Origin of the sequence: Limnovirga soli, assembly GCF_013106755.1 — a bacterium.
GTDB classification, from domain to species: domain Bacteria; phylum Bacteroidota; class Bacteroidia; order Chitinophagales; family Chitinophagaceae; genus Limnovirga; species Limnovirga soli.
In genome coordinates this window covers 89,521-103,116 of sequence record NZ_WHPF01000006.1, presented here as the reverse complement: position 1 = coordinate 103,116, position 13,596 = coordinate 89,521, and the positions used below count along the sequence as shown (strand labels likewise).

13 protein-coding genes are annotated in these 13,596 nt (G+C 39.9%); 5 read left to right on the top strand and 8 right to left on the bottom strand.

What is annotated here, in order from left to right; genetic code table 11:
- The first annotated feature begins 4 nt into the window (after positions 1–4).
- A complete protein-coding gene (locus GD597_RS09400; protein WP_171607593.1) occupies positions 5–334 on the top strand; it encodes a DMT family protein in 330 nt (109 codons plus the stop codon).
- A gap of 337 nt (positions 335–671) precedes the next feature.
- Here the strand turns inward: GD597_RS09400 and GD597_RS09395 are convergent, their stop codons facing one another.
- Together GD597_RS09395 and GD597_RS09390 are read right to left on the bottom strand one after the other, a co-directional pair.
- Entirely contained in the window at positions 672–1,763 is a 1,092-nt protein-coding gene (locus GD597_RS09395; protein WP_171607592.1) for a serine hydrolase domain-containing protein, read from the bottom strand.
- Positions 1,764–1,874: 111 nt separating this feature from the next.
- Positions 1,875–2,207 (bottom strand): tRNA-binding protein, encoded by a 333-nt coding sequence (locus GD597_RS09390; RefSeq protein ID WP_171607591.1) that lies wholly within the window; start codon positions 2,205–2,207, stop codon positions 1,875–1,877.
- 131 nt (positions 2,208–2,338) lie between these two features.
- Here GD597_RS09390 and GD597_RS09385 point away from each other — a divergent pair, with 131 nt between their 5' ends.
- On the top strand, positions 2,339–3,475 hold the full coding sequence (locus tag GD597_RS09385; RefSeq protein ID WP_171607590.1) for a formylglycine-generating enzyme family protein: 1,137 nt from the start codon (positions 2,339–2,341) through the stop codon (positions 3,473–3,475).
- A 237-nt stretch (positions 3,476–3,712) separates the two neighbouring features.
- Complete coding sequence (locus GD597_RS09380; RefSeq protein WP_171607589.1) at positions 3,713–4,426, top strand: hypothetical protein; 714 nt, start codon at positions 3,713–3,715, stop codon at positions 4,424–4,426.
- A 378-nt stretch (positions 4,427–4,804) separates the two neighbouring features.
- Here the strand turns inward: GD597_RS09380 and GD597_RS09375 are convergent, their stop codons facing one another.
- The 5 genes from GD597_RS09375 to GD597_RS09355 all read right to left on the bottom strand — a co-directional run bounded on the left by GD597_RS09375 (position 4,805) and on the right by GD597_RS09355 (position 10,212).
- Complete coding sequence (locus GD597_RS09375; protein ID WP_171607588.1) at positions 4,805–6,871, bottom strand: alpha-ketoacid dehydrogenase subunit alpha/beta; 2,067 nt, start codon at positions 6,869–6,871, stop codon at positions 4,805–4,807.
- Between the two features lie 47 nt (positions 6,872–6,918).
- The gene (locus tag GD597_RS09370; protein ID WP_171607587.1) at positions 6,919–7,530 is read right to left on the bottom strand and encodes a fumarylacetoacetate hydrolase family protein; all 612 of its coding nucleotides are present in this window, start codon (positions 7,528–7,530) and stop codon (positions 6,919–6,921) included.
- A gap of 104 nt (positions 7,531–7,634) precedes the next feature.
- Complete coding sequence (pth, locus tag GD597_RS09365; protein WP_171607586.1) at positions 7,635–8,210, bottom strand: aminoacyl-tRNA hydrolase; 576 nt, start codon at positions 8,208–8,210, stop codon at positions 7,635–7,637.
- A 211-nt stretch (positions 8,211–8,421) separates the two neighbouring features.
- Positions 8,422–9,024, bottom strand: a complete 603-nt coding sequence (locus GD597_RS09360) for a 50S ribosomal protein L25 (RefSeq protein WP_171607585.1) — start codon at positions 9,022–9,024, stop codon at positions 8,422–8,424.
- A gap of 171 nt (positions 9,025–9,195) precedes the next feature.
- A complete protein-coding gene (locus tag GD597_RS09355; protein WP_449405369.1) occupies positions 9,196–10,212 on the bottom strand; it encodes a ribose-phosphate pyrophosphokinase in 1,017 nt (338 codons plus the stop codon).
- 11 nt (positions 10,213–10,223) lie between these two features.
- On the opposite strand from GD597_RS09355, the gene radC reads away from it, so the two are divergent.
- Positions 10,224–10,913, top strand: a complete 690-nt coding sequence (radC, locus tag GD597_RS09350) for a RadC family protein (protein WP_171607584.1) — start codon at positions 10,224–10,226, stop codon at positions 10,911–10,913.
- Between the two features lie 262 nt (positions 10,914–11,175).
- Positions 11,176–12,357, top strand: a complete 1,182-nt coding sequence (locus GD597_RS09345) for an acetyl-CoA C-acyltransferase (RefSeq protein WP_171607583.1) — start codon at positions 11,176–11,178, stop codon at positions 12,355–12,357.
- Between the two features lie 143 nt (positions 12,358–12,500).
- Here GD597_RS09345 and GD597_RS09340 read toward each other — a convergent pair whose 3' ends face one another.
- Positions 12,501–13,385 (bottom strand): MerR family transcriptional regulator, encoded by an 885-nt coding sequence (locus GD597_RS09340; RefSeq protein WP_171607582.1) that lies wholly within the window; start codon positions 13,383–13,385, stop codon positions 12,501–12,503.
- Between the last annotated feature and the right edge of the window lie 211 nt (positions 13,386–13,596).

The window sequence follows — 13,596 nt, the reverse complement described above, 5'->3', positions numbered from 1 at the left end:
GCGTATGAAAACAATTGCATTACTAATCGTTTCTAATGTTTTTATGACATTTGCCTGGTACGGACAGTTAAAAGATACCACTGTACCCATATGGAAAGCCATCCTTATTAGTTGGGGCATAGCCTTTTTTGAATACTGCCTGATGGTACCTGCCAATCGCCTTGGATATACCAGTGGCATGAATGGGTTTCAACTTAAAATTGTGCAGGAAGTAATAACGCTGGTTATTTTTAGTGTGTTTGCCGTATGGTATTTGAAAGAACCATTTCAACTTAAATACCTTATTAGCTTTGGCTTTATAATGGGCGCTGTATATTTTGCCTTTAAAAAATAGGGGTACCACGCTATTATGCAATGATACCCCGTTTTAAAACCCTGCTGCTATTTTATAGTAAATTGCTATTTTTCGTATTTCTGACTTTGCACAAATTGCAAGGTTTAATAAGTAAGTAATAAATTTTGTTTAGGCGGTTTAAAAGCTCCCTATAGCGGTACCGCACAAGAGTGCGACGCAAGTAAAGCCCAATAAAAATTCAACAGCCGGGTTACAAAAAATGGCTTTAAAGTAAATACATTTATTGGCCAGGCAAATGAGTAATATGGCAACTGAACTTGCGTCGCACTCTTGTACGCCGGAATTTTAATGCAGCAGATGCGGAAATGGCCAGTCATTAATAGCCAATAATATTTTTTAACTGTAGCCAAAGTTCATTATCAAAACCGGTAACAGAAAAAAGCGATTCATCAGCGCTTTCTCCCATTCTTATTACCACCAATTCTTGCGAAGGAACCACATACACTTTTTGATCGTTTTTACCCAAAGCACAATACATATCGGCAGGTGCATTGGGTATAATAGCGCCATTAAATAGAAATTGGGTTTGAGGCAACATATGTTTAGCCTTGCCATTTAACCAGGTTAAATACCCGTAAGATGGATTAATAGTTTGAGAACTGTTTACCTGCTGGTTAAAATAAGCCGTATCTGCCAATACAGCGGTGGAGTTATTCCATGTGCCTTTGTTTAAAAGCAATAAGCCATACCGTGCCATACAGCGGGCATTGCTATAATACACATTATTGTAGCCATCAACGGTTAACCAAAAACCATTCATGCCAATTTTATCCCTTATTTTTTGCTGAAAATAATTACTAAAACTGCTGCCCGTAGCCTGCGCCACTACCTTACCCAGCAGGGTATAAGGTGCATTATGATAAGCCCAACGACTGCCTGCATCGGCTTTGTATTGCAAACAATCCGGGTCCGTACAATCGCTATTACTAACGCCGTCATCTAAGCCGGTGGTCATGTTTAGCTGGTTGCGTATGGTAATAAGTTGTTCTTTGGCTGGTGGTAAGCTGGTCCATCCCGTACCAAGGTGTTTGCTAGTAGTTTCATTAATGTTCAAATAGCCTTCCTGCTGGGCAATACCCACCAGCAAACCCGTTAATGTTTTTCCGGCCGATGCCCAATACCATAGACTATCCTGTGTAAAGCTGCCAAAATATTGTTCGGTAACAATTTTGCCGCTTTTAAGTATAATAAATGCCTTGCTATGTTTTTGTTGCAGGTAATTATATAAATCGGGCAAGGCCGCGGTATGCCAACCTAAAGAATCAGCACTTATGGTTTGCCAGTTGCTGCTGCCAATAGCGGGGAAATACATGCCCGCGGGCAATGGTATAGGATCAGGCGTGGGTGTATTGTTTTTTTGGCAACTAATACACAACATAATGCCTAAAAAAAGATAGCCATATTTCATAACTATGCTATTGTGGGGTTTTTCATTATTGCATAACACTACCAGTACATAACGGAGATATGCATTATTTATTCTTTACAAAAGGAGTGGAGTAGATTTTTTAAGGGCCGATTATCCAATTTTCTGTCCATTGGCTACCGTACTGTCTGGCTGCAGCAGAATAACATTATTATCAGTATCGTAAACGCCCAGTACCAGGCATTCGCTAAAAAAATTGGCTATTTGTTTTACCGGAAAATTTACAATGGCCACCACCTGTTTGTTTAATAAAGCTGCCTGGCTATAATGGTGGGTAATTTGTGCTGATGATTTTTTAATACCCAAGGGCCCAAAATCTATGGTAAGCTGGTAAGCTGGTTTTTTTGCCTTCGCAAAATCAGTTACGTTTATAATGGTGCCGGTGCGTATATCAATTTTTTCAAAGTCGTTCCAGGTTATAGTCATACAGTTTACATTATACTGCAATATAAAATTTTATTAATAGTATGCATTTAGGCCAATTAGCATATTTTAATACCTATGCTGGCATGCACATCACAATTACTGATTATTTTTGGATTCTATAAGCATCATCTATGACAAAGCACCATTGGCTTTTTGCCTTTACAATAACCCTTTTACTTGCCGCCTGTAACAATGCAAACCAGCATACTGATACAACTGCAGATTCATTAGGCAATAAAAAAGATACAGGGGTAGATTGCCATTCAGGCGTGCCTTCTCGCTTTGGCAATACAACAGACACTACCCAAAAAATAAATACAGATACCGGCATTGGCACCACCGGCATGGTATTAATACCCGGTGGAACATTTAGCATGGGGGGCGACAACCAACAGGCTGCTGAAGATGAATTTCCCAAACACCGCGTTACTGTAAACGGCTTTTATATGGATGCAACCGAAGTTACCAATGCCCAGTTTGCAGCTTTTGTAAAAGCCACCAATTATGTTACCACCGCCGAAATAAAACCCAATTGGGAAGAAATAAAAAAACAGGTGCCGCCCGGAACGCCAAAACCGCCCGACGATAAACTGGTAGCCGCATCACTAATATTTAAACAATCACCGGTACCGGTTAGTTTGCAGGATTATTCTCAATGGTGGGAGTGGAAACCCGGTGCCGATTGGAAGCACCCACAAGGCCCCGGCAGCAGTATAAAGGGTAAAGACAATTATCCTGTGGTGCACATATCCTGGGACGATGCCATGGCCTATTGCAAATGGGCCGGCAAACGCCTGCCTACGGAGGCTGAATGGGAATTTGCTTCCCGCGGCGGAATGGAAAACGATATCTACGAATGGGGTAACGAAAATGTAGATAAAGGTGCCGTAAAATGTAATTCCTGGCAAGGCCAGTTCCCCTATAAAAATACCGGCCGAGATGGTTTTCAAGGGGCATCGCCGGTAAAATCATTTAAGCCCAATGGCTTTGGTTTATACGATATGGCCGGCAATGTGTGGGAGTGGTGTGCCGATTGGTACCAATACGATTATTATAAAACCGTGGTTAACGGCGTACTAAACCCACAAGGCCCCGAAAAAAGCTACGACCCCGATGAACCCTACACTCCCAAACGTGTAGTGCGTGGTGGCTCTTTTCTGTGTAACGATGGGTATTGCAGTGGTTACCGTGTTGCCCGCCGCATGAAAAGCAGTCCCGATACAGGCATGGAACATACCGGCTTTAGGTGTGTAAAAAATGCCAACTAAGCTAACGGCAATAGAATTTTGTAGCCCGGCAATATTCCAACATACAGCTTTACTTGCGTCGCACTCTTGTACGGCAACAAGTAATGCAGCTTTTATGGTTGGGTAGGTTATGTAGACTTAATACCATTGAATAGGCGAAGAATTTATTTGCTAGTTTCGTATATATTTGAGTTGGCGGTCAAGCAAGAGCAAACAATTAGACACCAAAAAACCTAACAAACTTCGTGGATAAAAATTATGGAAATAAGACTTAATTCTAAAAAAGAAGTAAAAGAAAATCTAATTATATACTCAATATTTATTTTAGTTGCCATTATAGGATTAATTTATGGTAATTCTATAAAGGGTGATTTTTCATTCTTACGGGTATGGGATCTTCAAAATTTACTTATTCTTTTTTTAGGCATCCCTTTTTTATTTTTACAGACAAAAGCAAAGCTTCCAAATTTTTTTGACTCCAGTATTTCAAATAAACAAAGATTTGCGGTTCCTGTATTAATCGGTGCTTTATTTGGGATACTTGATATTTTGGTTTTCAAAGTTATACAGCATCCGGAACCCTATTCGGCACTCCCACCATTTCTTCAACCATTTCCTTATTCCTTGTTTTTGTATGCATCAGGTGCTTTTGAAATAGAAGTGTTTTATAGACTTATTCCTCTAACCTTAATACTGCTAATAGGAAATTTGTATGCAAAGGGAAAATTTTATAATTCGTTTTTATGGACGGGGATAATGTTGACTTCATTGCGTGAGCCTTTGGAGCAGGTACCTGGCGAAGGGTGGATTTTGATTATTTACTCTTTATTGACAGGATTTTTAATGAATTGTTTACAGGCATATTTTTATAAGAAATCAGGCTTTTTGGCATCTATGACATTGAGGCTAGGTCACTATTTATTTTGGCATATATTATTGGGAATATTTGTTCAGTATTTTGAATTATCATAAAGCCGGAACATCTAACAGGGGTATTGCCGCAAATGGGGCATACAGAAGTTAAATCATCGGTTGTGTAAAATACATTTTAAGTACTTCGCCACTGTTGGTTGCCAGACCATTAGCATCCGCTTACTTATTTACCTACGCAAAGGATAAAGCAGAGGTAATCTATTGCAAAACGGGAAATGAGCTATCCTAAAAAATGGTGATTAGGAAATTTCGTTGCATTTTACGCCTTAATGAATGTAATTATCTAAGATATTTTAACCTGCTGCCATAAACTCAGAACGCACAAGTGAGGTATTTGCGTGGCGAAACAGCAAATACCTCACTAGCGGCGATGCTATGAAATACAAGCGCCGGTCTAATAATTATTTTAAATCCATTTTACATGGAAAGCAGTTGTGCTAATTGTTTGGCTACTTTATCGGCTGTTGGTAACATGGCTGCTTCTAAAGCCAGGTTTATGGGCACCACCGGCAGGTCCAAAGCGCCCAATACTGCAACAGGTGCATCCAACATTTGAAAACAATGGTAATTAATTCTATGTGCCAGCGATTCGGCAAAAGAGTGGGTTTGTTGTTCCTCAGTTAGAACAAGGCATTTGCCGTGCTTTTCCACGGTGGCAAAAATCAAATCCTCATCAAGGGGGTATAGCGTTCTTATATCAATAATTTCAACTTGCCCTGCAAATTGTGCTGCTGCTGCTTTTGCCCAATACACACCCATGCCATAGGTGATAATGCAGGCCGAATTGCCCCCTTTTACTTGTTGTTCATCAGCAGTTAGTGCTATGCGGCCTTTCCCTAAAGGAATGATATAATCCCGGTTGGGCTCAATGGTTTTAGCTTCTTCTGTACCGGGTACTTTGCTCCAGTACAAACCCTTGTGCTCTAACATAATAACCGGGTTAGGATCATAAAAAGCAGCTTTCATTAGTCCCTTCATATCGGCAGCGTTTGAGGGATAACATACTTTAATACCCTTAAATGTAAGCAAGGTAGATTCTATACTGCCGCTATGGTAAGGGCCGCCACCGCCATAAGCGCCAATTGGCACCCTTAGCACCATACTAACCGGGAATTTGCCATTAGATAAGTAGCAGGATTTAGATACTTCTGTTACCAGCTGGTTTAATGCCGGGTAAACATAATCGGCAAACTGAACTTCTACAATGGGTTTTAAACCCAGGGCCGATAAACCTACGGTGGAGCCGGCAATATAGGCTTCCTGTATGGCGGTATTAAAAACCCTGTGGTCGCCAAATTTTTCAGCTAATGTGGCTGCTTCCCTAAAAACGCCGCCCAACCTGCGGCCAACATCCTGTCCGTACAATATACAGCTATCGTTGTCCTGCATTAATTCTTCAATAGCAAATAATGCGGCATCCACCATCATAATTTTTTCCTTGCCTTCGGGTTGTCTGATACCTTTTTCTTCGGTGATGGTGGCAGGTGCAAATACATGCTGCATAACAGTTGATGGGAGCGGATCAGGGGAAGCAATTGCTTTATTAAAAGAGGTTTGCGCCAGCGTAATGGCCGCCTCATCGTAAGCTGCTATCTCAGATTCGGTGCACCCATATTGTAATAAAAGCGTTTTTAGTTTTGGTAAAGGATCTTGCAAACCATGTTTTTCCAAATCTTCCTTGGTGCGATAAAACTCCTTTCTTACACCACTGGTATGGTGGCCCAATAATGGCACTGATGCATGTACCAAAACAGGCTTTCGATTGGTTCTAACAAAATCAATGGCTTCGTGCATGGTGGTATAAGCAGCAGCAAAATCACTGCCATCAACCTGTAATTTGTGAAGTCCTTTAAACCCATCAGCAAATTCAAAAGCACTCATGCTGCGGGCTTCTTCGGCAGAAACACTGATGCCCCATTGGTTATCCTGTACCAGGTAAATGATGGGTAATTGTTTCAAAACAGCAAATTGTAAAGCTTCGCTTACTTCGCCTTCTGTCATGCTGTTATCGCCAAGGCTGCAAACTACTACAGGGTTTTCTCCATTTGGGCCTTTTTGCAATTTTTTGGAATGAGTGGTTTCTAAATATTGTATGCCCTGAGCCAATCCCGTTGTAGGAATGGCTTGCATACCGGTTGCACTGCTTTGGTGAATAATACCCGGTTTGTCTGTTGCCCTGCTGCTGGGGTGGCAATAATAAGAGCGCCCACCGGAAAATGGGTCTTCCGCTTTTGCCAGTAATTGTAACATCAACTCATATGGGGAAAAGCCAATTGATAGCAGAATACTATCATCTCTGTAATAGGGGCTAACATAATCGCAGGGAAGCAATTGTAAACCCGTGGCTATTTGTATAGCTTCATGGCCTTTGGAAGTAGAATGAACGTATTTACAAATTGGGCGGTTATTGTCGTATAACTCAGCCATTTGGCGGGCAGTAGTCATCAGGCTGTACGCCTGTTTAAGTAAAGTAACAGTAACCATACAGCAAATATCAGCTTCAGATTCTAATAATAGAGGTTAAGATGAGATTATTTCACCAGCAATGAAAACACTTTTCTATTTTCAAAATAGCCAATCATTTCGTCTCCAACAACACATTCCCCAACACCGGCGGGGGTTCCTGTAAAAATAAGGTCACCAATATTCAAAGAGAAGTATTGAGATACATTGGCAATAATTTTTCCGAAATTAAAAAGCATTTGTCTGCTATCTCCGGTTTGCACCGTTTCGCCGTTTAATTTCATAGAAAAATGAATCGGGTTTTTTAGCATGGCGGGTGTAGTTTCTATCCATTCACCTACCAGGGCAGAATTATCCCAGGCTTTTGCTTTTTCCCATGGAAGTCCTTTTTTCTTTAATTCCTGTTGTATATCGCGGGCAGTAAAATCAATACCTACGGTGATGGCATTAAAATAATTGGCTGCAGCATAGTCTGGCACATATTTCCCGTTTTTAGAAACCCTTAATACCAGTTCGGCCTCGTAGTGTAGTTCGTTTGTAAATTCAGGGTAATAAAAATGCGTACCTGGCTGTAATAAGGCACTCTTAGGTTTAAGAAAAATAACAGGCTCATCTGGCACTTCGTTATTTAATTCTTTTGCATGTTCAGCATAATTCCTACCAACGCAAAAAATTTTCATATGCAACAATTTTCAAGGGGTAAAAAGGCCTTTGTCAGTTTATAAATTTCCTTTACGAAATAAAAATACTTAATACTTACAATATAAAAAAGTGATTATGCCTGTTAGGTAAATTCTGTTTTATTTATCAGGTTCATGGTACGTTCAATACCTATGGTGGCAAAATTTTCTATGGCTTCTACGCTGGCGGTTATTTTATTTTTTACCACTGTAATTTCTTCTGGAAACCATTTGCCCAAAACATATTCTACCTGCATACCTTTTGGAAAATTACTACCTATACCAAATCGTAGTTTTGGATATTTATCTGTACCCAGCATTAGTTCAATATCAGATAATCCATTGTGACCGCCGCTACTGCCCGATGAGCGCATTCTTAATTTTGATAAGGGTATTGCCAAATCATCCACAATGGTTAGTGTATTTTCAATGGCCACTTTTTCTTTATCCATCCAATACCTGAATGCTTTGCCACTAAGGTTCATGTAAGTTGTGGGTTTTATACAAATAAATATCTTGCCCTTCCATTTTACTTCAGCTACATCTGCCATTCTGCTGTTCATAAAAAGACCGCCATGTTTTAGCGCAAACTCCTGCACCACATCAAATCCAATATTATGCCTGGTGTGAGCATATTCGGAGCCAATATTTCCCAAACCAACAATTAAAAATTTCGACATACTTCAAAAATATTAAACAACTTTAAACCATTTGTTTTAATAAATGCTTTTAGCCCGGCATTTATGTATAATGCAGCATTACTTGCGTCGCACACTTGTACTGCAGTATGCTGTGCAGCAAAAACAAGGTTGGTAGTTTTGTAAATAGTTAAATAACAACTCAAAAAAAAGCCCCGTACAAACGTACAGGGCTTTATAATTACATAAAAAACTATTTTTTCTTGGCTGCTGCTGCGCCTTTTGCAGGTGCTGCTGCTTCTTCCTGTTTTAGCTGACGTGTCATTACAACAGACGCAACAGAAATACGTGGAGAGTTCATTACTTCCATATTTGGTGCAATAACATCCTGTACGCGAATGTTGCCATTCAATTCAAGATTAGTTATATCTACCTCAATAGTTTCTTTAAGATATTTAGGCAAGGTTTTTACCTTAATAGCTTTCATTTTTAAAACCAGTTTACCACCAGCTTTCACACCTGCTGATGCGCCGGTGAACTTTAATGGTAGTGTAGCAATAACCTTTTTGTCTTCTACCAACTCCATAAGATCAACGTGGTTTAGCGCATCACTTACTTTGTCAAATTGCAAGTCTTTTAAAATGGTTCTGTACACTTTGCCATCTACACTTACTTCAGCAATCTGGAATTCACCAGTGTATACCAATGATTTAAAAGCTTTTGCAGAAGCATAAAAGCTAACTTCATTTTCGCCGCCGTAAATTACACCTGGCACCATTTCCTGAAGGCGAAGTTGGCGGGTGGCTTTTTTCCCGGTTTCGGTCCTCAGTTGTCCTTCGATTGTAATTGTCTTCATTTGTTTTTGTTTTGTTTATAAAAAAGCGTGTAGCTATCAGCCAAGTGCTTTAGCAATATATTTTCTGCTGCATAAAGTATTTAACCGTACAAGAGTGCGACGCAACGGATGCTACATACTTATTCTCCTGCCTGGCTAAACAACAGCCTAACTATTAATTAAAAAGAACTTTTATCGTTTACCCCTTAACTGCGAATGAATAAAGAGGCTGGTGATACTTTTGTTTTCGTATGCATTTCTAATGGCAATGGCCAGTAAATCTGCAACTGAAATAACTTTTATTTTTGGACTCTCCTTTTTAAGCGGAATTGTATCGCATACTATTAACTCGTCTAACACACTGTTTTCAATGTTTTCGTATGCTTTACCACTTAAAATTGGATGTGTACACAGCGCCCTTACACTTCTTGCACCCTTTTCCATTAATAAACCTGCGGCTTTGGCCAATGTACCTCCGGTATCACAAATGTCATCTATCAGTACAATATCCTTGTCTTTTACATCGCCTATTACCACCATGCTGGCTATTTCATTGGCGCGTTTACGGTGCTTATCACAAATCACCATATCGGCATTAAAATAGCTGGCAATTTCCCTAACGCGGTTGGTACTTCCTACATCGGGGGCCGCAAAAGTAAGGTTTTCAAGCTTAAGTTGTTCAATGTAAGGGATGAAAATAGCAGAACTATCCAGATGGTCTACCGGAATATCAAAGAAACCCTGAATTTGAGGTGCATGTAAATCCATGGTTATCACCCTGTTAGCTCCTGCGGCCTCTAGTAAAGTAGCTATTAATTTAGCGCCAATAGCCACCCTGGGTTTATCTTTTCTATCCTGCCTTGCAAAGCCATAATAAGGAATTACGGCAATGATTTTATAGGCGCTGGCACGTTTGGCCGCGTCTATCATCAGCAATAATTCCATCAGGTTTTCGGCAGGGGCAAAGGTACTTTGCACCAAAAAAACATAATCTCCACGTATACTTTCCAGAAAAATGGGCTGAAATTCCCCATCACTGAATTTCTGTATGTTGATTTTTCCTAAAGCTGCACCAAAACGCTGGGCAATTTTCTCTGCTAATGCGTTCGAGCCGTTTCCGGCAAATATTTTTACTGAAGGGTCCATAGTTATTGTAAATAAGTCGCGAAGATAGAATTTAGCAAATGAATTTGTAATTTGTATGTTCATAAATTGTCAACATGCAAAGCACAACTATTAAACACTGGGCAGAAGACGACAGGCCTAGGGAAAAGCTGATACAAAAAGGGGTAGACGCCCTTAGCAATGCCGAGCTTTTAGCCATACTTATTAACATTGGTACCACCGAAAAAACAGCCGTTGATGTGGCCAAGGAAATACTGGGCACTGTAAATAATGATTTACATCAGCTGGCCCGGCTATCGGTAAAAGAAATGCTAAAGCTTAAAGTAAAAGGTATTGGCGAGGCCAAAGCGGTTACCATTATAGCTGCTTTGGAATTAGGCATAAGAAAAGAAGCCTCATTTACTAAAAAGCAGGTGGTTTTGCAAAGCGCTGATATTGCCCGTTTTTTAAAAGCCAAACTGCAACACAAAAAGCACGAAGTTTTTGCGGTAATTTATTTAAACAGGGCCAATAAAATTAATCACTACGAAATTATAAGCGAGGGCGGTATTACCGGTACCGTGGCTGATCCAAGAATTATTCTTAAAAAAGCATTGGAAAACGATGCGGTAAACCTTATTCTTTGCCACAATCATCCCAGCGGCAATCTTAAACCCAGCAGGGCCGATGAAGATCTTACCCATAAAATAAAAGAGGCCGCCCGTTATTTTGATATTAATGTGTTAGACCATATTATTGTTAGCGAAGAGGGCTATTTTAGTTTTGCCGATGAAGGGATTTTGTAATTGTTGTGCTTTATATTTTTTGGTTACAGGCAGGGTATCTTATGGCATCCGCTCTTGCCACGCTCGGTTCAGGGTTCCGGCCTTGTGGCAGCAGGTTAATTTGGGCCTGTTGGAATTGTTTTACAGTAATAAAGTGTAATTGAAGGTTGCGGCCATATTGGGTATCCAAATTATAGTGTCAATTTCTAAGACATTCAAGCTTCTGATTCTGCTAACAACTGTTATCTTTGAATGATTAACTGAATATTTAAATGCTGATGATATGAAGGAAGTATATATAATGGCTGCAGTACGTACCCCCATAGGAAGTTTTGGTGGGAGCTTAAAAGATTTCTCAGCCACACGTTTGGGAGCCATTGCAATAAAAGGTGCCTTGGAAAAAGCAGGTATAAACCCAACATTAGTAGATGATGTATTGATGGGCTGTGTAATTCAGGCCAACCTGGGGCAAGCACCGGCCAGGCAGGCAGCAAAATTTGCCGGCTTACCAAATAGTGTAAATTGTACCACTGTTAATAAGGTTTGTGCAAGTGGCATGAAATCAATAGCATTGGCCACTCAAAGCATTTTGCTGGGCGATGCCGATATTGTAATTGCAGGTGGTATGGAAAGTATGAGCAACGTACCATTTTATGTAGAACAAATGCGTTGGGGTAACAAATATGGTAATACCAGCATGCTTGATGGATTGGCCAAAGATGGTTTAACGGATGTATATGACGGCAAAGCCATGGGTAATGCAGCAGAACTTTGTGCCAGTACCTGCGGTATTAGCCGTGAAAACCAGGATGCGTTTGCCATAGAAAGCTATAAACGCAGTCAGGCTGCTGTTAACGCAGGTAAATTTGCTAATGAAATTGTGCCTGTTGAAATTCCTCAGCGTAACGGAGTGCCGGTAATTTTTGCAAAAGATGAGGAGCCTTTTAATGTAAAATTTGATAAAATACCAGCTTTAAAACCTGCTTTTGTAAAAGACGGTACAGTAACGGCTGCAAATGCCAGTACCATGAATGATGGAGCGGCTGCATTGGTATTAATGAGTAAAGAAAAGGCTGAAGCCCTGCAATTAAAACCTATAGCCCGTATTTTATCTTACGCCGATGCAGAACAAGAGCCGGAATGGTTTACTACAGCACCCTCGCTGGCAGTACCAAAGGCGGTGGCAAAGGCTGGGCTTAAAATGGATGAAATTGACTTTTGGGAATTGAACGAAGCCTTTGCTGTTGTTGGCATTGAAAATACCAAAAGGATGCAATTGGATGCTTCAAAAGTAAATGCACATGGCGGTGCAGTAAGTTTGGGGCACCCTTTGGGTTGCAGTGGAGCAAGAATTATTGTTACTTTAATTAATGTGTTAAAAGCCAATAATGCAAAATATGGAGCTGCCGGAATTTGTAATGGTGGCGGTGGCGCCAGCGCCATGGTAATTGAAAACCTGATGTAATACTAAGAAATGAATCAGGTATCTGCGTGAGGGATAGTAGCGGAAAGCCCGCAGCGAAACGCAGTGTAGCGAGGACTTGCAGCGTATAGCCCGACCCAAAGGGGCACGCCAAAATTTTAATACATTACCTAAACGGCATTGTTTTATAACGATGCCGTTTTTATGAATAAAGAAAGTGCTTCAGCCGAAAGAAGAAGCTTAAGGTTATTATGCTGATAATGAATATGCTTAACCAGCGGACCGCTTATGAGTAGTTGCTGATGAGGCAATGCCTGCAAAAGTTGTTTTGTATATTGGTTTATATTGTATCGGGTAAGGTTGGTTATGGGATGCATATAAATAAAATCTACCGGTTTGTTGGTACAATAATATTCCAGCATTTGCCTGGTTACATTGGTGCTAAAATAGGTAACCTTCCAGTTGTTTTGCAGCAAAAGAAAACAGATAAACAGTAAAGGAATTTCATGAAACTCTTCTTCTGGTGAGAATAATAAAATAGTTGGCCCCTTAGATTGAGCTGTTTTTTTGATAGTATCTATAGCAAAAATTAGTTTGTTGCGTATTATGTTGCTGCTAAAGTGCTCCTGTGCCGGAATGGCGGCATCATTCATCCATAATAAACCTATCTTCTCGAAATAGGGGTAAATGATATGGCGCATGGTGTTTTCTAAACCCACCAGTTTTATTGCATTTTCAAATATGGCCTCAAATGAGTTTTCGTTAAAATCAATAGAGGCATCGATGAGATCGTTAATAAATAAAAGATATTGCTCTGTTGTGTCGTTGCTTTTTTGAGTAAGCTGTTTAAATTCTTCAGGAGATAGTGAAGCAATTTTTGAGATTTTTATGCCCTTATGGTACAGAAAAGATAGCCTGAGGAGAAATTTGAGATCGTTATTACTGTACAGCCGGTGTTTACTTTTTTTTCTATCGGGCTGCATAATATTATACCTCTTCTCCCAAACACGTAAGGTATGGGCTTTTATATTACAAAGGCTTTCAATATTGTGAATAGTAAACTTTTCCATTTAATTACGACACTCAGGTATTTGGTCTAAATATTTTTTGCCTGCATTAAATTAAGCTATGATTTTGCAATGGGCAAAATTTTATTATAGACCTGTTTAAAGAAAGAGTAAATGTTATTCTATTGCAAAAATCATTTAAGTATACAGGCAAACTTCAAAAATCTTACGCCATGCTGTAATATTTATGAAAAGCCTGCTACTTACCTTAATA